Genomic DNA, 22958 nt, shown 5'->3' on the forward strand with positions numbered 1-22958 from the left:
CAACTGGCTTGAATCCGACAGTCAAGGCAATAACTGGCAGCCCGCCGGCCATGCACTGCACAAGTGAAAGCCCCGAAAAACTCGGGGCTAATCCCAAGGGATCGTGTGTGAACCTAAGCCTCCCAGCCCGCCCCACTGACCGCCGCCTGCGCCAAAGGGTGCAACTCTGCCCCCTGATGCTCTGTCTGCCAGGCCAGCAACTCCTTGCGCATGCCGGGCGTCCAGTACATCTGCAGATGATTACGCACGCCGAGCACGGCCAGTTGCTGGTCCGGTTCACTGGCGAAGTACTGGGCGATCTGGTTGACCATTTTGATCAGGTTGGCAGTGCTCATCGACGTACCTCCGCTTTAGCGCCACGCGCCTGGCGGCGGTCTTTGAGCAAACGGTCCTGTTCGTCGCTGAATTCCTGGTAGCGTTTTTGCCACTCGGAAGGGTGGTAGACGCGGCTGACTTCCACGGCGGTGACCTTGTACTCCGGACAGTTGGTGGCCCAGTCGGAGTTGTCGGTGGTGATGACGTTGGCCCCCGATTCAGGGAAGTGGAAGGTGGTGTACACCACGCCTGGGGCGACCCGTTCGGTGACCCGCGCACGCAGTACGGTCTGTCCGGCGCGGCTGCCGATGCCGACCCAGTCACCTTCGTTGATACCACGGCTCTCGGCGTCGGTCGGGTGGATTTCCAGGCGGTCTTCGTCGTGCCAGGCGACGTTTTCGGTACGCCGGGTCTGGGCGCCGACGTTGTACTGGCTGAGGATGCGCCCGGTGGTCAGCAGCAGCGGATAGCGATTGTTGACCTTTTCCTCGGTGGGCACGTAGCCGGTGAGCATGAAACGCCCCTTGCCGCGCACGAATTGCTCGATGTGCATGGTCGGCGTGCCGTCCGGTGCCGCGGCGTTGCACGGCCATTGCAGGCTGCCGTGGCGCTCCAGTTCGGCGTAGCTGACGTTGGTGAAGGTCGGCGTCAGGCTGGCGATTTCATCCATGATTTCCGATGGATGCTTGTAGTTCATCGGATAGCCCAGGGCATTGGCCAGGGCCACGGTGCCTTCCCAGTCGGCCTTGCCGCCCAGAGGTTCCATGACCTTGCGCACCCGGGAGATGCGCCGCTCGGCGTTGGTGAACGTGCCGTCTTTTTCCAGGAATGAGCATCCCGGCAGAAACACGTGGGCGAACTTGGCGGTTTCGTTGAGGAAAATGTCCTGCACCACCACGCACTCCATGGCCGACAGCGCCGCGGTGACGTGCTGAGTATTCGGATCGCTCTGGGCGATGTCTTCGCCCTGGCAATACAAGCCCTTGAAGCTGCCGCCCAGGGCGGCTTCGAACATGTTGGGAATGCGCAGGCCCGGGTCGGGTTGCAGGGTGACGTTCCAGGCCTGTTCGAACTGCGCCCGTACAACCTCGTTGGAGATGTGCCGGTAGCCGGGCAACTCGTGGGGGAAAGAGCCCATGTCGCAGGAGCCCTGAACGTTGTTCTGCCCACGCAGCGGGTTCACGCCCACGCCTTCGCGGCCGATGTTGCCAGTGGCCATGGCCAGGTTGGCGATGCCCATCACCGCGGTGCTGCCCTGGCTGTGCTCGGTGACGCCCAGGCCGTAATAAATCGCCGCGTTGCCGCCGGTGGCATACAAACGGGCGGCGGCACGGATGTCGGCAGCGGCTACACCGCAAATGTCGCCAAGGGCTTCCGGCGAGTTTTCCGGACGGCTGACGAGCTCGCTCCAGCGAGCGAAATCGCTGCCCTCGCAACGGGCGTCGATAAAGGCCTGGTCGAGCAGGCCTTCGGTGACGATGACGTGGGCCAGGGCGTTGAGCATGGCGACGTTGGTGCCCGGGCGCAGGGCCAGGTGCAGTTCGGCGCGGGCATGCACCGAGTCCACCAGATCAATGCGTCGCGGATCGATGACGATCAGCCGCGCGCCTTCACGCAGGCGGCGTTTGAGCTGGGAGGCGAACACCGGGTGGGCGTCGCTGGGGTTGGCGCCCATTACCAGGATCACGTCGGCCTGCATCACCGAGTCGAAACTCTGGGTGCCCGCGGACTCGCCCAGGGTTTGTTTCAAGCCATAGCCGGTCGGCGAGTGGCAGACCCGCGCACAGGTGTCGACGTTGTTGTTGCCGAACGCGGCGCGCACCAGTTTTTGCACCAGGTAGGTTTCTTCGTTGGTGCAGCGGCTGGAGGTGATGCCACCAATGGAGTCGCGGCCGTATGTTTGCTGCAGCCGGCGGAATTCGCTGGCGGCGTAGGTCACCGCTTCATCCCAGCTGACTTCCTGCCAAGGGTCGTTGATATGTTTGCGGATCATCGGTGTGGTGATGCGATCTGGGTGAGTCGCGTAACCCCAGGCAAAGCGCCCTTTGACGCAGGAGTGGCCGTGGTTGGCCTGGCCGTTCTTGTCGGGAACCATGCGCACCAGCTTGTCGCCTTTCATCTCGGCGCGGAACGAGCAGCCCACGCCGCAATAGGCACAGGTGGTGATCACGCTGCGTTCGGGCTGCCCCAGTTCCACCACACTTTTTTCCATCAAGGTCGCGGTAGGACAGGCTTGCACACAGGCGCCGCAGGACACGCATTCCGAGTCGAGGAAGTTCTCGCCACCGGCGGCCGCGACCCGGGATTCGAAACCGCGCCCGGTAATGGTCAGGGCAAAAGTGCCCTGGGTTTCTTCGCAGGCGCGCACGCAGCGGTTGCAGACGATGCACTTGCTCGGGTCGAAGTCGAAATAGGGGTTGGACGTGTCCTTCACGTCGGCCAGATGGTTGTCGCCTTCATAGCCGTAACGCACCTCCCGCAGGCCGACCTGGCCGGCGACGGTTTGCAGTTCGCAGTTGCCGTTGGCCGAGCAGGTCAGGCAGTCCAGCGGGTGATCGGAGATGTACAGCTCCATGACGTTGCGACGCAGGGTCGCGAGCTTCGGCGTCTGGGTGTGCACGCTCATGCCTTCAGTGACCGGCGTGGTGCAGGACGCCGGGTAGCCGCGCATGCCGTCGATCTCCACCAGGCACATGCGGCAGGAGCCGAAGGCTTCCAGGCTGTCGGTGGCACACAGTTTAGGAATGGTGGTGCCCAGCAGCGCAGCGGCGCGCATCACCGAGGTCCCTTCGGGCACGCTGATGCTGCGGCCGTCGATGTTCAGGGTGATCTGCACCTGACTGTCGCGGGCCGGGGTGCCAAGATCGATATCGGTTTTCGGGTCGAAGAGAGTGATCATTGGTCGGCCTCCGAGGCTTGCAGACCGAAGTCAGCGGGGAAGTGCTTGAGGGCGCTGGCGACCGGAAAGGAGACCATGCCGCCCAGCGCGCACAGCGAACCGTATTGCAGGGTGTCGCACAGGTCCTTAAGGATGATCACCTGTTCATCACGACTGTTCTGGTCAGGTGCGGCCAGCAGGCGGTCGATCACCTCCACGCCCCGGGTCGAGCCGATGCGGCATGGGGTGCATTTGCCACAGGACTCCTCGGCGCAGAACTGCATGGCGAAGCGCGCCATATGGGCCATGTCCAGGCTGTCGTCAGCCACCACCACACCACCGTGACCGAGCATGGCGCCGATGGCGGCGAACGCCTCGTAATCCAGCGGCGTGTCGAATTGCGACGGTGGCACCCAGGCGCCGAGCGGACCGCCAACCTGAGCGGCCTTCAGCGGCCGGCCACTGGCGGTACCACCGCCGTAGTCTTCCACCAGTTCGCGCAGGGTCAGGCCAAAGGCCCGTTCCACCAGACCGCCGTGACGAATATTGCCCGCCAGCTGGAAGGGCATGGTGCCCAGGGAGCGGCCCATGCCGTAATCGCGATAGAACTGCGCGCCCTTGGCCAGAATCAGCGGCACCGAGGCCAGGGTCAGCACGTTGTGCACCAGCGTTGGCAGGCCAAACAAACCCTTCAAGGCGGGGATCGGCGGCTTGGCGCGGACGATCCCGCGCTTGCCTTCGAGCGAGTCCAGCAGCGCGGTTTCCTCACCGCAGATATAAGCGCCAGCCCCAACCCGCACTTCCATATCGAAGGCCTGGCCGCTGCCGCCGACATTGGCGCCGAGGTAACCGTTGGACCGGGCGATGTCCAGCGCCTCGCGCAACGTGGCCACGGCCTGTGGATATTCCGAGCGCACATAAATGTAGCCGTAGCTGGCGCCGACGGTGATGCCGGCAATGGCCATGCCTTCGATCAGCAGGAAGGGGTCGCCTTCCATCAACATGCGATCGGCGAAGGTGCCGGAATCGCCTTCATCGGCGTTGCACACAATGTATTTCTGCGCGGCCTGGGTGGCGCGCACCGTGCGCCATTTGATCCCGGCCGGGAAGGCTGCGCCGCCACGGCCACGCAGGCCTGAATCGAACACCGCCGTCGCGGTCTGCTCGCCGCCCATGGTGACGGCCCTGTTTAAACCCTCGAAACCGCCGTGGGCTCGGTAATCGTCCAGCGACAGCGGCCGGGTAATACCGGCGCGGGCGAACAGCAGGCGTTGTTGAGACTTGAGGTAAGGCAACTCCTCCACAAGACCCAAGGCCAGTGGATGAGCGGAGGGCTCGCCTTGCAGCGCCTCGAGCACGGACGGCACATCGGCAGCGGTCAACGGGCCGAAGCCGATTCGGCCTTGCGGGGTGTCCACTTCCAGCAGCGGTTCTAGCCAGTACAGACCGCGCGAGCTGGTGCGTTGCAGGTCCGCATTTGAGAGCGCCAAGGCCACTTCATCAGCACCCACGGCACGGGCCAGCGAATCAGCGGGCAGATAAAGACGCGGCATCATGCGTCCTCCCGGCAAGCGTCGAGCAGCGCATCCAGACGCTCGGCACTAAGTCGCGCATGCACCTGGCCATCTAATTCCAGAGCGGGCGAACAAGCGCAAGCGCCGAGGCAATACACCGGACGCAGACTGATGTTGCCATCGGCACTACTGCCGTGATCGTCCAGTTGCAAACGTTCGCGCAACTGCGCGGCGAGCTGCTCGGCACCGCGACTCTTGCACGACTCAGCCCGGCACAGACGCAGGATATGCCGAGCCGGAGGCGCGGTGCGGAAGTCATGGTAGAAGCTGATCACCCCGCGAACCTCGGCCTGACTCAGGTTTAGCGCGTGGGCAATCTCGGGGATGGCGGCATCGGGGATGTAACCGATGTGTTCCTGAATATCATGAAGAATGGGCAACAGTGCGCCGGGGGAGCCCTTGTGGCGCTCCAGCAGGCTGTTGACCATCGGCAGGTGCAACATCTCATCAGGCATTCAGCAATCCTCACGGTCACGGACAAACCAGGCGGTTGTCGGTCGTCCGAAAGTGTCGGCTGCGGCACTCACACCACGTCACGGTATCGTGGCAATTTCAGGCCGGTGGCCAGGGCACCCTTGGCGGGCATCTTGTTGTGCCCGATGCGGTCTTCGCCGCACCTCTTAAAGGGCATAAAAGCAGCTTGCCATGGCGCTTTTGATTCAACTGCACCAAAGCGACGTGTTCGGTTCTGCCTACGACTATCCATTAAGTCTAGATGAGTGTGGTGCGGGGTGTTCACTCACTGGGCTAATGCCCTGAGGGCTTGTCGATGCCTGATATATATCAAGCATTGCACGTCAGAAAAAGCATCAGATCCGTGGGTAATTCTAGGGAGCAGAGCGGCTCTATAGCGTTGATTTGTTCCGCTGTAAGCCGATAGCCATATACGCAGTTATCGTCCTTCGCCCACCCCATGATCGGCTTGAGATCCTCGACGGAAACCGGGATTTCCCTTTCATAGGACGCGAAATCCTCGCCTTCAGAAACTCCCCTAATCACACGCCTCATGGCTCTACTTTCCTTGTTGAGTCTGCTGGTTTGTTCCGAATTTCCGTTTCGTAGTCGAACTCTCAGCATCTGCCCTGAGCAGACCATCGAAAGCCCCAAATACCCGAGACCAACCCCAAATCCCAATCAACACACAAAACCCCTGTGGGAGCGGGCTTGCCCGCGAAAGCGCCAGACCAGCCAACGCAAATCACCAAACAGAAACACAACCCCATGTAGGAGCGAGCCCGCTCGCGAAAAACGCAAGCCAACCACCAACCCGCGGAATGCCCACAATCCTCACAAGCAAGCCCGCCCCTACAACTGCCATACGTAGCTTCGATCGCCAGACAGAGTCCGGGGTTTTTACCCGCTACCCCTCAGCCATCCCCTCCGCCCGCTTGGACGCCAACTCATTATCCCGATCCCGCGTCAGCACCTTCACCGCATCATCCACCACCGCCTTGCTCATCGCTGTCAAATAGTGCGCGGCCCAAGCGTGGCGGTCGGTGTCTCTGGCGTAAGCAGAATCTTCGGTAAGCTTCTTGGCGAGGAACAGAAAATCAGAAGCCATGGCTAACGCATCACCGAGGGGAACGCCGCAAGTGACATGGAACAGCGGCTGATTCGCGCAGTAGATGGCAGGTGTAAGGCCGATGGTTGTGAGTTCGGGTTGATCGGTCATTTACCACCTCCGATGAGGGAGAGGCGATGGGAGAGGGTGGATGGTGGGGCGTTACGCAATTGGGAACTGCGTTGAGGGGAAAGCCAAATTTTGTACGGATTGATGCTGCGCATTATCAGACTCCTTGATATGAGGAGCTGCCACGTTCGTTACCACACGAATGGGTGACAGCTGTGCGCAGGGTGGTAAACCGGGAATCAAGGAAACCGGCACGTCCGAAGACGTCCCACGCACAGCTGCCATAACTCACGCTTGCTGGCATAAAAAAAGCGCCTTCAATCGTGATGGGGGCGCTGTAGCGCCTTGAATAACTCGGGTTACCACACCCGGTCGCTGAATTGGCAGCGACGGTGGGAGGGTATCGTGCAGAACCCCTCCCCGCAACCTTGAAGATTCGTTTGCAATCACCTGAATCAAGAAAATCCGGTCTGTCCCTTTTCCTCGCTGGGAAGTACGCAGCAGCCGCAGCAATCTGTTAGGTTATTTGCCAAATCAGGATCCAATGACAGGAGGTCATCTTGGCTAAGCCAGCAGCGCGTAAAACCGACCCTTCAAGTTGCCCGCTACCGGGGCACGGTACCAATCCTATCGCGACAGGCTCGAAGGTTTATCGTGTACGGCGCATTTTGAGGATGGATCAACACTTCCAGGCGTATTTAACAGGGACAACGCTGTTAAATTTCCTAACCCCTCAGGAAAAGTGTGTTTGATGCTCAAGTTCGACGAGAATTCGACAACCGATACTTCGTCTCTTACAGAAAGCCTTTTGAATAAAATTTTAGGATAAGGAACATCCTATGACTGAACCGTACCTTGTCACCGGCAGCTATGTCATTCAACGTGAACACTCGTTAACAGACTCTCCACTCAACAGAGCCCTGGAACTAATGGAGGGGACTGCTCTGAGATTTTCTCTGGATGCTGTCTCTGACGAAAAGGTCCGGGCGAGCTACATGAAAAATATCAGGCGCATGTCTCATGCAAACATTGGCGGACGTCAAAGCAGGGAAAATTACCGCGCATGAGGGCGTACAGTTCAGTCATGAAATGAGAAACAAGATCATGATGGAGCATCGCAAATACACATCCGCCCAAGGTCTAGCCATCGTCCAAAAAAAGAAGCCCGATGGCAGGACGCTTAACTCGCTGTTTGACCGTTACTCCGAGCGTCTCTTTAAAAAGAAATACATCAACCTTTCTCCAGCAGAACAAACCAAAATCCACTACACAATTCTGGAAGCGGCCGGTCGGGACGATGCCTCGTTCACGAAAGGCACTCAAAAAATGCGCATGATGGGGAAGCTCGGGATTCTAGTCACCGCCGCCCTCGCGACCTATCAAATTCTGAATGCTGAAAACAAGCCAAAGGAAACGGCGCGTCAAGGCATCATCGTAGGTAGTGGTGCTGTGGGAGGCCTTCTTGCAGGGCTTGGAGTCAGCGCTCTTTGTGGGCCTGGTGCTCCCATTTGCGCAATTGCTGTTGTCTTGGTGGGAACCGTCGCTGGTGGCGTAGCCGGTGAAGCGGTAGCGGATTCGCTCGATGAGGAGCTAGAGGAGTTTTCACATTGGGATATATTTTGAGTCAGCCTGAACTGTCAAAAATCAGAACCGCCCTGTCTGATGCATTTGTCGACGCGCCGGTAGATTACGACTATATAGCGGAGCAAGTAAGAGGCTTTGAGCTTCAGACAGTTAATGAAGTTCTTTACTCAGAAGTCGCGCCTGTGTGCTTTACAAACATCGAATCAGCCGTTCCGCCAGTTTGGACGGGTTTTGAGCCGGACTCGCTCAATGCCATGATTGAAGAGAGACTTGCAGCGAGAGAAAAAAATTGGTTTCAGAGGCAGTTTGACAAAGTTCTGGTTGCGTGGCTCAGATATAGATATGCCGATATATGGAAGGAAATAACCAACAGACTTTAGTTCTCTTTTCGAAACAACCACTCTCAGCGGGGAGCTGGTATCGCGCTCAACAACATCACTCACTGTATATCTTTCAGATAATCCTTGAGCGCGATGAGTGGGGCATCAAGCTGCTCCATCGTCCGCGCAACGCTGAAATCTGCTGACAACCTATGCAGTTCGCGGCCCAGGACTGTATCAACACCGCCGAGGGCATTCAGCGCCAGACTCAGGCATTCATCCACTTTCCTCTGGATCGCCTTAACATCCCCCCGGCGCACCAACAACCCAAACACCTCCCTCTCATAATCACTCATCATCAGATCATCCCGCACAATCGGACTTGAATCCTCCGTCTCGTAAGTGAGCTTGAGGGAGAAGAGAGCGACGGTTTCCAGTAGCAATTCCATGGAGGGAATCCTTGTGAAATGTTCCGCCGGTTTGGGCGGCGTGGAAGCGCAAGACCAAAAGATCGCAGCCTTCGGCATCTCCTGGATCGAGGCGGGGCGCAATGTCTTTTCTATAGGCGAAAAAAAAGGCCTTGCAAAGCAAGACCTTTCTTAATTTTGGTGCCCCGAGGGAGACTCGAACTCCCACTTCTTGCGAAAACGGATTTTGAATCCGCCGCGTCTACCAATTCCGCCATCAGGGCTCAATGGCGGCGAAGTATAGAGATGAGATTACCGTCGGTCAATCAGGTACATAGAGAATTTTCACTATTTCGGCTAGACTTCCGGCCCCTGCTAGACGAACCCCATCATGCGCGTTGCTGACTTTACTTTCGAACTCCCTGATTCGCTGATCGCTCGCCACCCTCTGGCCGAGCGTCGCAACAGTCGCCTGTTGACCCTGGATGGGGTCAGCGGCGCCCTGGCACACCGTCAATTCACTGATTTGCTGGAGCATTTGCGCCCGGGCGATTTGATGGTGTTTAACAATACCCGGGTGATTCCGGCGCGGCTGTTTGGCCAGAAGGCTTCCGGCGGCAAGCTGGAAATCCTGGTGGAGCGGGTGCTCGACAGTCACCGCGTGCTGGCCCATGTGCGGTCCAGCAAGTCGCCGAAGCCGGGTTCGAAGATCCTTATCGATGGCGGTGGCGAGGCCGAGATGCTGGCGCGTCACGATGCGTTGTTCGAGCTGGGGTTCGCCGAAGAGGTGTTGCCGCTGCTCGATCGCGTCGGGCACATGCCGTTGCCTCCTTATATAGACCGTCCGGATGAAGGCTCGGACCGCGAGCGTTATCAGACGGTCTACGCCGAGCGCCTGGGCGCGGTGGCGGCGCCGACGGCGGGGCTGCATTTCGATCAGCCGCTGATGGAGGCGATTGCCGCCAAGGGCGTCGAGACGGCGTTCGTGACGTTGCACGTCGGTGCGGGCACGTTCCAGCCGGTGCGCGTCGAGAAGATCGAAGACCACCACATGCACAGTGAGTGGCTGGAAGTCGGTCAAAACGTGGTCGATGCAGTCGAAGCCTGCCGCGCGCGCGGCGGGCGCGTGGTGGCCGTGGGGACCACCAGCGTGCGCTCCCTGGAAAGTGCCGCACGCGATGGCGTGCTCAAACCGTTCAGTGGCGACACTGACATCTTTATCTACCCGGGCCGTCCGTTTCATGTGGTCGATGCCCTGGTCACCAACTTTCATTTGCCCGAATCCACGCTGTTGATGCTGGTTTCGGCATTCGCCGGTTATCCCGAAGCCATGGCTGCCTATAAAGCAGCGGTGGAGCATGGTTACCGCTTTTTCAGCTACGGTGATGCGATGTTTATCACCCGTAATCCTGCGCCGACTGCCCCTAAAGAATCGGGCCCTGAGGAAACTGTATGAGTCGTATGTCGTTTGAACTGCTGGCCACTGACGGCAAGGCTCGTCGCGGTCGTTTGACCTTTCCACGCGGTACCGTCGAGACCCCGGCGTTCATGCCGGTGGGCACTTACGGCACCGTCAAGGGCATGCTGCCGCGGGATATCACTGCCACTGGCGCGGAAATCATTCTGGGTAACACCTTCCACTTGTGGCTGCGTCCTGGCACCGAAGTGATCAAGAAGCACGGTGACCTGCACGATTTCATGCAGTGGAAAGGCCCGATTCTGACCGATTCCGGTGGTTTCCAGGTGTTCAGCCTCGGCGCGATGCGCAAGATCAAGGAAGAGGGCGTGACCTTCGCTTCTCCTGTCGACGGCGCCAAAGTGTTCATGGGCCCGGAAGAGTCGATGCAGGTCCAGCGTGATCTGGGCTCGGACATCGTGATGATCTTTGACGAATGCACGCCTTACCCGGCCGACGAAGACGTCGCGCGGATTTCCATGGAGCTGTCGTTGCGTTGGGCCAAGCGTTCGAAAGAAGCCCATGGCGACAACACGGCGGCGCTGTTCGGCATCGTTCAGGGTGGCATGCACCAGGATTTGCGCATGCGTTCGCTGGAAGGTCTTGACCAGATCGGCTTCGATGGCCTGGCCATTGGCGGCCTGTCTGTGGGCGAGCCGAAGCACGAGATGATCAAGGTGCTCGACTACCTGCCAGGTCAGATGCCGGCTGACAAACCTCGTTACCTTATGGGCGTTGGCAAACCGGAAGATCTGGTTGAGGGTGTGCGCCGCGGTGTGGACATGTTCGATTGCGTGATGCCAACCCGTAATGCCCGCAATGGGCATCTGTTCATTGATACAGGCGTGCTGAAGATCCGTAACGCGTTCCATCGCCATGATGATTCGCCGCTGGATCCGACCTGCGATTGCTACACCTGCCAGAACTTCTCCCGTGCGTATCTGCACCATCTGGACAAGTGCGGCGAAATGCTGGGTAGCATGTTGAATACCATCCACAATTTGCGCCATTACCAGGTGCTTATGGCTGGTTTGCGCGAGGCTATTCAACAGGGTACATTGGCCGCCTTTGTCGATGCCTTTTACGCCAAACGCGGGCTTGCTGTTCCGCCTTTGGACTGAGTTTTCTGACCCCAAGATTCAACATTTGCAACTGGAGTGCTAAATGAGCTTTTTTATCTCTAATGCCATGGCTGACGCTGCTGCACCTGCGGCAGGCCCAATGGGTGGTGGTTTTGAGTGGATTTTCCTGGTCGGTTTCCTGGTCATCTTCTACCTGATGATCTGGCGTCCACAGGCCAAGCGCGCCAAAGAGCAGAAGAACCTGCTCGGCAGCTTGCAGAAAGGCGACGAAGTTGTGACCACCGGTGGTATCGCCGGCAAGATCACTAAAGTGGCAGACGATTTCGTTGTTCTGGAAGTTTCCGACACCATCGAAATGAAGTTTCAGAAAGGCGCCATCGCCGCCACGCTGCCAAAAGGCACGCTGAAAGCGATCTAAGTTTCAACTTTTACTCAATCGACGGGGCGCGCAAGGCGCCCCGCGTCATAAGCGGGCGGCGTGATGCTGAACAAATACCCTCTGTGGAAATACATTCTGATCCTGGCGGTGCTAGCGGTCGGTCTGATTTATTCCGCTCCCAATCTATATCCTGATGACCCGGCTATTCAGGTCAGTGGTGCAAGCACTGCGCTGCAAGTGACTCAGGCTGATCTGGATCGTGTGGGCACAGCGCTCAAGGAATCCGGGATCAACGTCAAGGCTGCCACCCTGGCAGCGAACGGCAAGGGCGGTCTGATTCGTCTGACCAAGGCTGAAGACCAGCTGCCTGCCAAAGACGTCGTGCGCAAGGCATTGGGTGATGACTACGTCGTTGCACTGAACCTGGCGCAAACCACCCCGCAATGGCTACGCAGCTTTGGCGCGCACCCGATGAAGCTGGGTCTGGACTTGTCCGGTGGTGTGCATTTCCTGCTCGAAGTGGACATGGACAAAGCCCTCGACGCGCGCTTGAAAGTCTACGAAGGCGACGTCAAGAGCCTGTTGCGTAAAGAGAAACTGCGCTATCGCAGCCTGCCACAACTCGATGGTGCCATACAGCTGGGTTTCAGTGATGAAGCGTCCCGCGAACAGGCCCGTGCACTGATCCGCAAGAGCTTCAGCGATTTCGACATTGTTCCGGCCGACCTCAATGGTCAGGCGGTGCTGCGTCTGGCGATGACCCCGGCCAAGCTGGCGGAAATCCGCGAATACTCCATCAAGCAGAACTTGACCACGGTACGTAACCGCGTCAACGAGCTGGGTGTTGCCGAACCCATCGTTCAGCGTCAGGGCGCCAACCGCATCGTGGTTGAGCTGCCGGGCGTGCAAGACACCGCCGAAGCCAAGCGTATCCTCGGCAAGACGGCCAACCTTGAGTTCCGTCTGGCCGCTGAGCCTGGCGCATCGAAAGCCACTTCTGAAAGCTTCGAATTCCGTGAAGGCAATCGTCCGTCAGCGCAAATCGAGCGTGGCTTGATCATCACGGGTGACCAGGTCACCGATGCCAAGGCTGGCTTCGGCGAGCAAGGCACGCCGGAAGTGAACATCCGTCTGGATGGTCACGGTGGCGAGCTGATGAGTCGTGCGACCCGCAGCAACGTCGGTCGCAGCATGGCGGTGATCTTCATCGAGCAGCGTCCGGTCACTACTTACGTCAAGAAAATGGTTAACGGCGTCGAGAAAGACGTGCCGGTTCAAACCTTCAAGGAAGAGAAGAAGATCATCAGCCTGGCGACCATCCAGTCGCCGCTGGGTGCTCAATTCCGCATCACTGGCCTGAACGGCCAGGGCGAGTCGTCCGAACTGGCGCTGCTGTTGCGTGCCGGTGGTCTGGCTGCACCGATGTACTTCGCTGAAGAGCGCACCATTGGCCCAAGCCTGGGTGCCGACAACATCCTCAAGGGTGTCGATGCATCGCTGTGGGGCATGCTGTTTGTCTCGCTGTTCATCATCGCCATCTACCGCTTCTTCGGCATCATTGCCACCGTCGCGCTGACCGTGAACATGGTGATGCTGCTGGCCCTGATGTCGCTGCTGGGTGCAACGCTGACCCTGCCGGGTATCGCCGGTATCGTGTTGACCATGGGTATGGCGGTCGACGCCAACGTTCTGATCTTCTCGCGGATACGCGAAGAGATCGCGGCGGGCATGACCGTACAGCGGGCAATCAACGAAGGCTTCGGCCGGGCATTTACTGCGATTCTCGACGCCAACCTGACAACGCTGTTGGTCGGCGGGATTCTCTTTGCGATGGGCACTGGCCCGGTCAAAGGCTTCGCAGTGACCATGTCCCTCGGGATCTTTACCTCGATGTTCACGGCCATCATGGTGACCCGCGCGATGGTCAACCTGATCTTCGGCGGTCGTGACTTCAAGAAGTTGTGGATTTAAGGGGCTGCCATGTTACGTACAATCAACTTCATGGGCGTTCGCAACGTTGCGTTCGGCGTCACATTGTTTCTTACCTTGCTGGCATTGTTCAGCGTCGCCACCAAGGGCATGAACTGGGGCCTGGACTTCACCGGCGGTACGCTCATCGAGCTGACCTACGAACGTCCGGCCGATGTCACCAAGGTGCGAGAGCAGCTGGCCACTTCGGGTTATCACGAGGCGATCGTGCAGAGCTTTGGTGCGACTACCGATCTGCTGGTGCGCATGCCGGGTGAGGATCCGCAGCTGGGCCATCTAGTGGCGGAAGCGCTGCAGAAGGTCGGTGGCGACAACCCGGCCGTGGTCAAGCGCGTCGAGTTCGTTGGCCCTCAGGTGGGTGAAGAGCTGCGCGACCAGGGCGGCCTCGGCATGCTGATGGCGCTCGGCGGTATTCTGATCTACCTGGCTTTCCGCTTTCAGTGGAAGTTTGCGATCGGTGCCATTGTCTCGCTGATCCACGACGTGATCGTGACCATTGGTATCCTGTCGTTCTTCCAGATCACCTTCGACTTGACGGTGCTGGCGGCGGTGCTGGCGATCATCGGTTACTCGCTCAACGACACCATCGTGGTATTCGACCGGGTTCGTGAGAACTTCCGAGTCCTGCGCAAGGCCAGCTTGATCGAGAACATCAACATCTCGACCACGCAAACCTTGCTGCGGACCATGGCGACTTCGATCTCCACCTTGCTGGCGATTGCGGCCCTGTTGTTCTTCGGTGGCGACAATTTGTTCGGCTTCTCCATCGCGCTGTTCGTCGGTGTTCTGGCGGGTACTTACTCGTCGATCTACATCGCCAACGTCGTGCTGATCTGGCTGAACCTGAGCACCGAGGATCTGATTCCTGCAGTGGCTACCGATAAGGAAGTCGACGACCGCCCATAACGGCCATCGCCTTCCAGTTGTCTGCCAAAAAAAGGCGCGAGTTGAACTCGCGCCTTTTTTTATGCTCCAAGGCTGGGAGAAGCGCGGGCGTGTCCCGCATGTGATGGTCAGGAGGTTCATGTGAACAAGTCGTTGCTGGTTGGTGCGGTATTGGGTGCTGTCGGTGTGACTGCCGGGGGTGCTGTTGCCACCTATAGCCTGGTTAAAAGCGGCCCTGAGTATGCGCAAGTTCTAGCCGTTGACCCGGTCAAGACACAAATCAAGACGCCACGTGAAGTGTGCAAGGACGTTGCAGTAACTCGACAGGCGCCGGTGAAAGATCAACATCAGATCGCCGGTACGGTGGTGGGTGCGCTGGCGGGTGGCCTATTGGGCAACCAGATCGGCGGCGGTACGGGCAAGAAGATTGCCACCGTTGCAGGTGCGGTCGGCGGTGGTTACGCCGGCAACAAGGTGCAGGAGGGCATGCAGGAGCGTGACACCTACACCACGACTCAAACTCGCTGCAACACGGTCAATGACATCAGCGACAAAGTCGTAGGCTACGACGTTCGTTATTCGCTCGACGGCAAGGAAGGCAAGGTGCGGATGGATCGCGATCCGGGCAACCAGATCCCGGTCGACAAGGAAGGTAAGTTGATCCTGTCGCAGAATGAGCCGGCTCAATAAATAGCTGTAAATCAGATTCAAAAAAAAGCACCCCGAAGGGTGCTTTTTTGTGGCCGGGCGCTTAGCGCTTAAGCGAAGCCGGCAGGTGCGGCTGGATGGCCGTCAATACTGCTTTGAAGCACTTGGTGTTGCCGGCAACGACGTGGCCTTTTTCAAGGAAATCGTGACCGCCGGTGAAGTCGCTCACCAGGCCGCCTGCTTCCTGGATCAGCAGCGCGCCCGCAGCCATGTCCCACTCGGACAGGCCCGATTCCCAAAAGGCGTCGAAACGGCCGGCAGCCACGTAGGCCAGGTCCAGGCTTGCCGAGCCAGCGCGGCGGATGCCGGCAGTCTGGCCAACCAGGGCGCGGAACATGCCAAGGTAGTTTTCGAGATTGTCCATCTGGTCGTCACGGAACGGGAAACCGGTACCCAGCAGGGCGCCGTCCAGGCTGGTGCGACCGCTGACGCGCAGACGACGACCGTTCAGTTGAGCGCCGCGACCACGGCTGGCGGTGAACTCTTCCTGGCGAACCGGGTCCAGAACAACGGCGTGTTCCAGGCGACCGCGGTATTTGCAGGCGATGCTGACAGCGAAGTGAGGAATGCCGCGCAGGAAGTTGGTGGTGCCGTCCAGCGGATCAATGATCCACAGGTATTCTTCGCCTTCGCCGCTACCCGGGTGCATGCCGGTTTCTTCGCCGAGAATGCCGTGGGTAGGGTAGGCCTTGCGCAGTGCGTCGATGATTTTCTGTTCGGCGGCGCGATCCACCTCGGATACGTAATCCTTGGCGTCTTTTTCGTCGACCTTGATGGTATCCAGGCGCTCGATGGAGCGGAAGATCAATTCACTGGCGCTGCGGGCGGCGCGCAGCGCGATATTCAGCATGGGCTGCATGGATGTGTCACCTAAGGTTGTTAAAGAAAGCCGGGCATTCTATCAGAAAGTTTCTACAGGTGAAGGTCGGTGTTCGCTTTCATAGCTTAACGGTAGGTTGAGCTGTAAGATTCTGCTCCCCATTAACGTGTTCGAGAGCGCCTCCCTTGCTGCATAACATTCGTGTCGTCTTGGTCAATACCAGCCATCCCGGCAACATCGGCGGGGCTGCGCGTGCCATGAAGAACATGGGCCTGTCGCGGCTGGTGCTGGTTGAACCGCGGTTGTTCCCGCACCACGAGGCTGATGCTCGTGCCTCCGGCGCCGGGGACATCCTTGAAAACGCGCAAGTCGTCGCCACCTTGGAAGATGCCTTGGTCGGCTGCAATCTGGTGCTTGGCACCAGCGCTCGCGACCGGCGCATTCCCTGGCCGTTGCTCGATCCCCGCGAGTGCGGCGTGAAAGTGGTCGAGGACGCCGGGCAGGGCGCCGAGATTGCCTTGGTGTTTGGTCGTGAAGATTCCGGCCTGACCAATGAAGAGCTGCAGCGATGTCATTATCACGTGCACATCCCATCAGACCCTGAGTTCAGTTCGCTGAACCTTGGGGCAGCGGTGCAGGTGTTGAGCTATGAAGTACGGATGTCCTGGCTCGCGGCCCAGGGTCAGCCGAGCAAGGTCGAGAAGGATGAAGTAGCGTCCACCAAAAGTGGTGAGCTGGCGACCATGGATGAACTGGAGCGATTCTATGAGCACCTGGAGCAAACCCTGGTGGCCATCGAGTTCCTCGATCCGGAAAAACCACGGCACTTGATGGCGCGCCTGCGCCGGTTGTACGGACGCAGCTCGGTCAGCCGGGCGGAAATGAATATATTGCGTGGCATCCTCACGGAAACCCAGAAAGCGGCCCGTGGCGAGCTTCTTAAGCGGAAGGATTAAAAATGTTCGAGCGTTTGCGTGAAGATATCCAGAGTGTTTTCCATCGTGATCCGGCAGCGCGCAACGCCTTTGAAGTTCTGACGTGCTACCCGGGCATGCACGCCATCTGGATCCACCGCCTGTCGTCGGCCCTGTGGGGGATGGGCTGGAAGTGGCTGGCGCGACTGGTGTCGAACTTCGGTCGCTGGTTGACCGGGATTGAGATCCATCCGGGCGCCAAGGTCGGTCGTCGTTTCTTTATCGACCATGGCATGGGCATCGTCATCGGTGAAACCGCTGAGATCGGCAATGACGTCACCCTTTATCAGGGCGTGACCCTGGGTGGCACCAGTTGGAACAAGGGCAAGCGTCACCCGACGCTTGAAGATGGCGTGGTGGTCGGGGCAGGGGCCAAGGTGCTTGGCCCGTTCACGGTTGGCGCCGGAGCCAAGGTCGGTTCCAATGCTGTGGTCACCAAAGCGGTTCCGGCCGGGGCGACGGTGGTGGGGATTCCAGGGCGGATCATCATCAAGCCCGATGATGAACAGGATGCCAAGCGCAAGGCCATGGCCGAGAAGATCGGCTTTGATGCCTACGGTGTCGGCGAAGATATGCCCGACCCGGTGGCTCGTGCCATTGGCCAGCTGCTCGATCACCTGCAGGCGGTCGACGGCCGTCTGGAGGGCATGTGCGGTGCGTTGAAGGATCTTGGCAGCAACTATTGCGCCAAGGATCTACCTGAGCTGCGCGAAGAAGACTTCGCCTGTGTGAAGGACAAGGATCAGAGTCAGGCCAGTTAAACCGAGTCGACTTCATCGCGGTACTGCTGGCTGTAAGCGGCCAGCCTTTGCTATGATGCGCCCGCTATTTTGTGGCTAATCCTGACTAAAGTACTAGGTCTTATAGTTGACTTAAATACTCGGGAATTGCATACTCGCCCCATTCTGAACTCCGTGGTAATTGTCCATGCGACTGACTACAAAAGGCCGATACGCCGTGACCGCCATGCTCGACCTGGCGTTGCATGCGCAGCACGGGCCGGTGTCCCTGGCCGATATCTCCGAGCGCCAAGGCATCTCCCTGTCCTACCTCGAACAGCTCTTCGCCAAATTGCGCCGCAGCAATCTGGTGTCCAGTGTCCGCGGCCCAGGCGGTGGCTACCAGCTGTCCCGCGACATGCAGGGCATCCAGGTCGCCCAGGTGATCGATGCGGTGAACGAATCGGTCGATGCAACCAAATGCCAGGGCCAGGGTGATTGCCATTCCGGCGACACCTGTCTGACCCACCACTTGTGGTGCGATCTGAGCCTGCAGATTCACGAATTTCTGAGCGGTATCAGCTTGGCTGACCTTGTCACTCGCCGTGAGGTACAAGAAGTAGCCCAGCGTCAGGATCAGCGCCGTTGCAACAGCAAGACGCCACGCCTGGACAAGATTGAAGCGTCCGCCGTCGAATGACAGCCAAAGAGCTAGCGGCACGCCAGCCAGCCTGATTAGGAGATAGTCCATGAAATTGCCGATTTACCTTGATTACTCTGCGACGACCCCGGTTGATCCACGTGTCGCGCAAAAGATGAGTGAATGCTTGCTGGTTGACGGAAACTTCGGTAACCCGGCGTCCCGTTCCCACGTGTTCGGCTGGAAGGCTGAAGAATCCGTCGAAAACGCTCGTCGTCAGGTCGCTGACCTGGTCAACGCCGACCCGCGTGAAATCGTCTGGACCTCCGGTGCCACCGAATCCGACAACCTGGCAATCAAGGGTGCGGCGCATTTCTATGCCACCAAAGGCAAACACCTGATCACCACCAAGATTGAGCACAAGGCTGTCCTCGACACCATGCGCCAACTGGAACGTGAAGGCTTCGAAGTGACCTACCTCGAGCCGCGCACGGATGGTCTGGTTACGCCGGCGATGATCGAAGCGGCCCTGCGCGACGACACCATCCTGGTCTCGGTCATGCACGTGAACAACGAAATCGGCACCATCAACGACATCGAGGCCATCGGCGAACTGACCCGTTCCAAGGGCATTCTGTTCCACGTCGACGCTGCTCAATCCACCGGCAAGGTCGAGATCGACCTGTCGAAGCTGAAAGTCGACATGATGTCGTTCTCCGCCCACAAAACTTACGGCCCTAAAGGCATCGGCGCACTGTACGTGAGCCGCAAGCCGCGTGTTCGCATCGAAGCGACCATGCACGGTGGCGGTCACGAACGTGGCATGCGTTCGGGCACCCTGGCGACCCACCAGATCGTCGGCATGGGCGAAGCCTTCCGCGTAGCCAAAGAAGACATGGCTGCCGAGAACCTCCGCATCAAGGCCCTGAGCGACCGTTTCTTCAAGCAGGTCGAAGACCTCGAAGAGCTGTACATCAACGGCAGCATGACCGCCCGCGTTCCGCACAACCTGAACCTGAGCTTCAACTACGTTGAAGGCGAGTCGCTGATCATGGCGCTCAAGGATCTGGCGGTTTCGTCCGGTTCGGCCTGCACCTCGGCATCGCTTGAGCCTTCGTATGTTCTGCGCGCCCTGGGTCGCAACGACGAACTGGCCCATAGCTCGATTCGCTTCACCTTCGGCCGTTTCACCACCGAAGAAGAAATCGACTACGCCGCGCAGAAAGTCTGCGAGGCCGTTACCAAGCTGCGCACTCTGTCGCCGCTGTGGGACATGTACAAAGACGGTGTCGACATTTCGAAAATCGAGTGGGCGGCACACTGATTTCAAGTCGCCGCAAACCGGCCCTGCAGGATTTCGGATCGCAGGGCTTAAGAGCGACTCTCTGATGAGTGAGGATTAAGAATCATGGCTTACAGCGAAAAGGTCATCGACCACTACGAGAACCCGCGAAACGTCGGCAAGATGGACGCGGAAGACCCGGATGTCGGCACTGGCATGGTCGGCGCTCCAGCGTGTGGCGACGTGATGCGTCTGCAGATCAAGGTTAACGAGCAAGGCATCATCGAAGACGCCAAGTTCAAGACCTACGGTTGCGGTTCGGCTATCGCCTCCAGCTCCCTGGCGACCGAGTGGATGAAAGGCAAGACTCTGGATGAAGCAGAGACCATCAAGAACACTCAGCTGGCCGAAGAACTGGCCTTGCCGCCAGTAAAAATTCACTGCTCCGTACTTGCTGAAGACGCTATCAAAGCGGCCGTTCGCGACTACAAGCAGAAGAAAGGCTTGATCTGACTTTCAAGATTTGGCGACGAGTAAGGAGTCACCGATGGCTATCAGCATGACAGAAGCGGCTGCTCAACACGTGCGACGCTCCCTCAACGGGCGCGGCAAAGGTGAAGGGATTCGTCTGGGTGTTCGCACCACGGGCTGTTCCGGCCTTGCCTACGTGCTGGAGTTTGTCGACGAGGTAGTTGCAGAGGATCAGGTGTTCGAAAGTCACGGCGAGAAAGTGATCATCGACCCGAAAAGCTTGGCCTACCTGGACGGCACCGAACTCGATTTCGTCAAGGAAGGGTTGAACGAAGGCTTCAAGTTCAACAACCCCAACGTACGCGGTGAATGTGGCTGCGGCGAAAGCTTCAATATCTGAGGCTACTCGTGGGTACTCCTTGTCATTTCGCTTTATTTGAGCTGCAACCGAGCTTCGAACTGGATCTCGGCCAGCTGGCTACGCGCTACCGTGAGTTGGCGCGCAGCGTTCATCCGGACCGCTTTGCAGACGCTTCCGAGCGAGAGCAACGGCTGGCGCTAGAGCAATCCGCGAGCCTCAACGAGGCCTACCAGACGCTCAAAAATCCTCCCAAGCGCGCGCGATATCTGCTCGCTCTGGGTGGTCACGAGCTGCCGCTGGAGGTCACGGTGCATGATCCGGAATTTCTTCTGCAGCAGATGGAACTGCGTGAAGAGCTCGAAGACCTGCAAGACAGCGCCGACCTGGCGGGTGTTGCAGTGTTCAAGCGTCGCCTGAAGACGGCTCAGGATGAACTGAACGAAAGCTTCGCAGCCTGTTGGAATAATGCTGCGCAACGTGAACAGGCCGAACGCCTGATGCGGCGCATGCAGTTCCTCGACAAGCTCACCTACGAAGTGCGCCAGTTAGAAGAGCGCCTCGACGATTAACCCAGTGCCGCTCCGGTCGCACGCCTGATATACAGATAAGTCCTGATAACGATGGCCCTACTGCAGATCGCCGAACCCGGCCAAAGTCCTCAACCGCACCAGCGTCGTCTGGCTGTGGGGATCGACTTGGGCACTACCAATTCGCTGGTCGCTGCTTTGCGCAGTGGTCTTTCCGAACCTTTGGCCGACGCTGACGGGCAGGTCATCCTGCCGTCTGCCGTGCGCTATCACGCCGATCGTGTCGAGGTCGGCGAGTCGGCCAAACTGGCTGCCGCCACCGATCCTTTGAACACCGTGCTGTCGGTCAAGCGCTTGATGGGTCGTGGTCTGTCCGACGTCAAGCAATTGGGCGATCAACTGCCGTACCGCTTTGTCGGTGGCGAATCGCACATGCCGTTCATCGACACCATTCAGGGCCCGAAAAGCCCCGTTGAAGTCTCCGCCGATATCCTCAAGGTGCTGCGTCAGCGCGCCGAGGCCACGCTGGGCGGCGAACTGGTTGGCGCGGTGATCACGGTTCCGGCCTATTTCGATGACGCTCAGCGTCAAGCGACCAAGGATGCGGCCAAGCTGGCCGGTCTGAACGTGCTGCGGTTGCTCAATGAGCCGACTGCTGCCGCTGTGGCTTACGGTCTGGACCAGCATGCTGAAGGCCTGGTTGCTATTTATGACCTGGGTGGCGGCACGTTCGATATTTCGATTCTGCGCCTGACCGGTGGTGTCTTCGAAGTCTTGGCTACCGGTGGCGACAGCGCCCTGGGCGGCGATGACTTCGACCACGCGATCGCTCGCTGGATCATCGAGGGCGCTGGCCTGTCGGATGACCTGGATCCGGGTGTGCAGCGCAATCTGTTGCAAACCGCCTGTGCAGCCAAAGAAGCCCTAACCCAAGCCTCGTCCGTTGAAGTTGCTTATGGCGACTGGAAAGCCGAGCTGACCCGTGAGGCCTTCAATGCGCTGATCGAGCCGATGGTTGCTCGCAGCCTGAAAGCCTGCCGCCGCGCTGTGCGTGATTCCGGTATCGAACTGGAAGAAGTGCACGCGGTGGTCATGGTCGGTGGCTCGACTCGTGTGCCTCGCGTTCGCGAAGCCGTCGCCGAAGCCTTCGGTCGCCAGCCGCTTACTGAAATTGACCCGGATCAAGTGGTGGCCATCGGTGCCGCGATCCAGGCCGATACGCTGGCCGGCAACAAGCGCGATGGCGACGAACTGCTGCTGCTCGACGTGATCCCGTTGTCGCTGGGCCTGGAAACCATGGGCGGCCTGATGGAGAAGGTGATTCCACGTAACACCACCATCCCCGTCGCCCGCGCCCAGGACTTCACCACTTATAAAGACGGCCAGTCGGCAATGGCGATTCACGTGTTGCAGGGCGAGCGCGAGCTGATCAGCGACTGCCGCTCCCTGGCGCGTTTCGAATTGCGCGGTATTCCGGCGATGGTGGCGGGTGCGGCGAAGATTCGCGTGACCTTCCAGGTCGATGCCGACGGTCTGCTCAGTGTCTCCGCTCGCGAGCTGGGTTCGGGCGTCGAGGCCAGCATCCAGGTCAAGCCGTCCTACGGCCTGACCGACGGCGAAATCGCCAAAATGCTCAAGGATTCGTTCCAGCACGCCAGCGACGACAAAGTTGCCCGTGTTCTGCGTGAGCAGCAAGTCGATGCCCAGCGCCTGATCGAGGCGGTGCAAGGCGCCCTCGATGTCGACGGCGAACGCCTGCTCGACGCTGAAGAGCGCATGGTTATCGAGTTGCAGATGCAGGAACTGACCGAACTGATGAAAGGTACCGATGGTTACGCCATCGAGCAGCAGACCAAGCGTCTGTCGCAAGTGACCGATGCCTTTGCTGCCCGCCGCCTGGACTCGACGGTGAAAGCCGCGCTGGCGGGGCGCAACCTGAATGAGATTGAGGAATAAC

The 22958-nt window shown here is 59.0% G+C and carries 24 protein-coding genes, 1 tRNA gene and 2 pseudogenes; 18 read left to right on the forward strand and 9 right to left on the reverse strand.

The features are described 5' to 3' along the window. Positions 1 to 113: 113 nt before the first annotated feature. The 6 genes from ACYZTU_RS06255 to ACYZTU_RS06280 form a co-directional block, all read right to left on the reverse strand. Positions 114 to 335 carry a formate dehydrogenase subunit delta gene (locus tag ACYZTU_RS06255; protein ID WP_282375241.1) on the reverse strand — a complete coding sequence of 74 codons (222 nt, stop codon included), beginning with the start codon at positions 333 to 335 and terminating at the stop codon, positions 114 to 116. After that, the gene (gene fdhF, locus ACYZTU_RS06260) at positions 332 to 3214 is read right to left on the reverse strand and encodes a formate dehydrogenase subunit alpha (protein WP_461968776.1); all 2883 of its coding nucleotides are present in this window, start codon (positions 3212 to 3214) and stop codon (positions 332 to 334) included. The genes ACYZTU_RS06255 and fdhF overlap by 4 nt, the downstream gene beginning before the upstream one ends. After that, a complete protein-coding gene (locus ACYZTU_RS06265; protein ID WP_461968778.1) occupies positions 3211 to 4749 on the reverse strand; it encodes a formate dehydrogenase beta subunit in 1539 nt (512 codons plus the stop codon). The genes fdhF and ACYZTU_RS06265 overlap by 4 nt, the downstream gene beginning before the upstream one ends. After that, positions 4746 to 5222 carry a formate dehydrogenase subunit gamma gene (locus ACYZTU_RS06270; protein WP_461968780.1) on the reverse strand — a complete coding sequence of 159 codons (477 nt, stop codon included), beginning with the start codon at positions 5220 to 5222 and terminating at the stop codon, positions 4746 to 4748. The genes ACYZTU_RS06265 and ACYZTU_RS06270 overlap by 4 nt, the downstream gene beginning before the upstream one ends. A gap of 328 nt (positions 5223 to 5550) precedes the next feature. Further along, the gene (locus ACYZTU_RS06275) at positions 5551 to 5862 is read right to left on the reverse strand and encodes a DUF7683 domain-containing protein (RefSeq protein WP_461970978.1); all 312 of its coding nucleotides are present in this window, start codon (positions 5860 to 5862) and stop codon (positions 5551 to 5553) included. A 265-nt stretch (positions 5863 to 6127) separates the two neighbouring features. Next, positions 6128 to 6439: a DUF3077 domain-containing protein gene (locus tag ACYZTU_RS06280; protein WP_461968782.1), complete on the reverse strand. Its 312-nt coding sequence runs from the start codon at positions 6437 to 6439 to the stop codon at positions 6128 to 6130. Between the two features lie 515 nt (positions 6440 to 6954). Between ACYZTU_RS06280 and ACYZTU_RS06285 the strand changes: the two are divergent. The 3 genes and pseudogenes from ACYZTU_RS06285 to ACYZTU_RS06295 all read left to right on the forward strand — a co-directional run. Beyond that, positions 6955 to 7041: pseudogene (locus tag ACYZTU_RS06285) on the forward strand (PAAR domain-containing protein); the annotation flags it as partial. A gap of 195 nt (positions 7042 to 7236) precedes the next feature. Then, a pseudogene (locus ACYZTU_RS06290) lies at positions 7237 to 8020 on the forward strand (hypothetical protein). After that, positions 8005 to 8361 (forward strand): DUF7079 family protein, encoded by a 357-nt coding sequence (locus tag ACYZTU_RS06295; RefSeq protein WP_461968784.1) that lies wholly within the window; start codon positions 8005 to 8007, stop codon positions 8359 to 8361. The pseudogene ACYZTU_RS06290 and the gene ACYZTU_RS06295 overlap by 16 nt, the downstream one beginning before the upstream one ends. A 59-nt stretch (positions 8362 to 8420) precedes the next feature. Here ACYZTU_RS06295 and ACYZTU_RS06300 read toward each other — a convergent pair whose 3' ends face one another. After that, a complete protein-coding gene (locus tag ACYZTU_RS06300) occupies positions 8421 to 8750 on the reverse strand; it encodes a hypothetical protein (protein WP_461968786.1) in 330 nt (109 codons plus the stop codon). Between the two features lie 13 nt (positions 8751 to 8763). Here ACYZTU_RS06300 and ACYZTU_RS06305 point away from each other — a divergent pair, with 13 nt between their 5' ends. Continuing rightward, positions 8764 to 8904, forward strand: coding sequence for a hypothetical protein (locus tag ACYZTU_RS06305; RefSeq protein WP_461968788.1), 141 nt, complete (start codon positions 8764 to 8766; stop codon positions 8902 to 8904). A 3-nt stretch (positions 8905 to 8907) separates the two neighbouring features. On the opposite strand, the gene ACYZTU_RS06310 is transcribed toward ACYZTU_RS06305, so the two are convergent. Next, positions 8908 to 8992: transfer RNA gene (locus tag ACYZTU_RS06310), tRNA-Leu, on the reverse strand. Between the two features lie 107 nt (positions 8993 to 9099). Here ACYZTU_RS06310 and queA point away from each other — a divergent pair. From queA to ACYZTU_RS06340, 6 genes are all read left to right on the forward strand, one after another. Beyond that, positions 9100 to 10164, forward strand: a complete 1065-nt coding sequence (queA, locus tag ACYZTU_RS06315; RefSeq protein WP_461968789.1) for a tRNA preQ1(34) S-adenosylmethionine ribosyltransferase-isomerase QueA — start codon at positions 9100 to 9102, stop codon at positions 10162 to 10164. A gap of 5 nt (positions 10165 to 10169) precedes the next feature. After that, positions 10170 to 11285 (forward strand): tRNA guanosine(34) transglycosylase Tgt, encoded by a 1116-nt coding sequence (tgt, locus tag ACYZTU_RS06320; protein ID WP_282375333.1) that lies wholly within the window; start codon positions 10170 to 10172, stop codon positions 11283 to 11285. Between the two features lie 43 nt (positions 11286 to 11328). Next, positions 11329 to 11664 carry a preprotein translocase subunit YajC gene (yajC, locus tag ACYZTU_RS06325; RefSeq protein ID WP_046046023.1) on the forward strand — a complete coding sequence of 112 codons (336 nt, stop codon included), beginning with the start codon at positions 11329 to 11331 and terminating at the stop codon, positions 11662 to 11664. Positions 11665 to 11727: 63 nt separating this feature from the next. Further along, on the forward strand, positions 11728 to 13596 hold the full coding sequence (secD, locus tag ACYZTU_RS06330; RefSeq protein ID WP_461968791.1) for a protein translocase subunit SecD: 1869 nt from the start codon (positions 11728 to 11730) through the stop codon (positions 13594 to 13596). 9 nt (positions 13597 to 13605) lie between these two features. Then, the gene (secF, locus tag ACYZTU_RS06335) at positions 13606 to 14520 is read left to right on the forward strand and encodes a protein translocase subunit SecF (protein WP_461968793.1); all 915 of its coding nucleotides are present in this window, start codon (positions 13606 to 13608) and stop codon (positions 14518 to 14520) included. 120 nt (positions 14521 to 14640) lie between these two features. Continuing rightward, entirely contained in the window at positions 14641 to 15189 is a 549-nt protein-coding gene (locus ACYZTU_RS06340; RefSeq protein WP_461968795.1) for a glycine zipper 2TM domain-containing protein, read from the forward strand. 61 nt (positions 15190 to 15250) lie between these two features. Here the strand turns inward: ACYZTU_RS06340 and suhB are convergent, their stop codons facing one another. Further along, the gene (gene suhB, locus ACYZTU_RS06345) at positions 15251 to 16066 is read right to left on the reverse strand and encodes a type III secretion system regulator SuhB (protein ID WP_282375252.1); all 816 of its coding nucleotides are present in this window, start codon (positions 16064 to 16066) and stop codon (positions 15251 to 15253) included. A 146-nt stretch (positions 16067 to 16212) separates the two neighbouring features. Between suhB and trmJ the strand changes: the two genes are divergently transcribed. The 8 genes from trmJ (at position 16213) to hscA (ending at position 22957) form a co-directional block, all read left to right on the forward strand. After that, complete coding sequence (trmJ, locus tag ACYZTU_RS06350; RefSeq protein ID WP_461968797.1) at positions 16213 to 16983, forward strand: tRNA (cytosine(32)/uridine(32)-2'-O)-methyltransferase TrmJ; 771 nt, start codon at positions 16213 to 16215, stop codon at positions 16981 to 16983. A gap of 2 nt (positions 16984 to 16985) precedes the next feature. After that, the gene (gene cysE, locus ACYZTU_RS06355) at positions 16986 to 17762 is read left to right on the forward strand and encodes a serine O-acetyltransferase (RefSeq protein ID WP_461968799.1); all 777 of its coding nucleotides are present in this window, start codon (positions 16986 to 16988) and stop codon (positions 17760 to 17762) included. 166 nt (positions 17763 to 17928) lie between these two features. Next, positions 17929 to 18420, forward strand: coding sequence for a Fe-S cluster assembly transcriptional regulator IscR (iscR, locus tag ACYZTU_RS06360; RefSeq protein ID WP_007941394.1), 492 nt, complete (start codon positions 17929 to 17931; stop codon positions 18418 to 18420). A 49-nt stretch (positions 18421 to 18469) separates the two neighbouring features. After that, positions 18470 to 19684 carry an IscS subfamily cysteine desulfurase gene (locus ACYZTU_RS06365; protein ID WP_461968801.1) on the forward strand — a complete coding sequence of 405 codons (1215 nt, stop codon included), beginning with the start codon at positions 18470 to 18472 and terminating at the stop codon, positions 19682 to 19684. An 84-nt stretch (positions 19685 to 19768) separates the two neighbouring features. Continuing rightward, complete coding sequence (iscU, locus tag ACYZTU_RS06370) at positions 19769 to 20155, forward strand: Fe-S cluster assembly scaffold IscU (RefSeq protein WP_003443374.1); 387 nt, start codon at positions 19769 to 19771, stop codon at positions 20153 to 20155. Positions 20156 to 20189: 34 nt separating this feature from the next. After that, positions 20190 to 20513, forward strand: a complete 324-nt coding sequence (gene iscA, locus ACYZTU_RS06375; RefSeq protein ID WP_007903589.1) for an iron-sulfur cluster assembly protein IscA — start codon at positions 20190 to 20192, stop codon at positions 20511 to 20513. 8 nt (positions 20514 to 20521) lie between these two features. Beyond that, positions 20522 to 21043 carry a co-chaperone HscB gene (hscB, locus tag ACYZTU_RS06380; protein ID WP_461968802.1) on the forward strand — a complete coding sequence of 174 codons (522 nt, stop codon included), beginning with the start codon at positions 20522 to 20524 and terminating at the stop codon, positions 21041 to 21043. Between the two features lie 51 nt (positions 21044 to 21094). Then, positions 21095 to 22957 (forward strand): Fe-S protein assembly chaperone HscA, encoded by a 1863-nt coding sequence (gene hscA, locus ACYZTU_RS06385; RefSeq protein ID WP_461968804.1) that lies wholly within the window; start codon positions 21095 to 21097, stop codon positions 22955 to 22957. The last annotated feature ends 1 nt before the right edge of the window (position 22958 follow it).

This window comes from Pseudomonas sp. HLT2-19-2, from assembly GCF_054898005.1.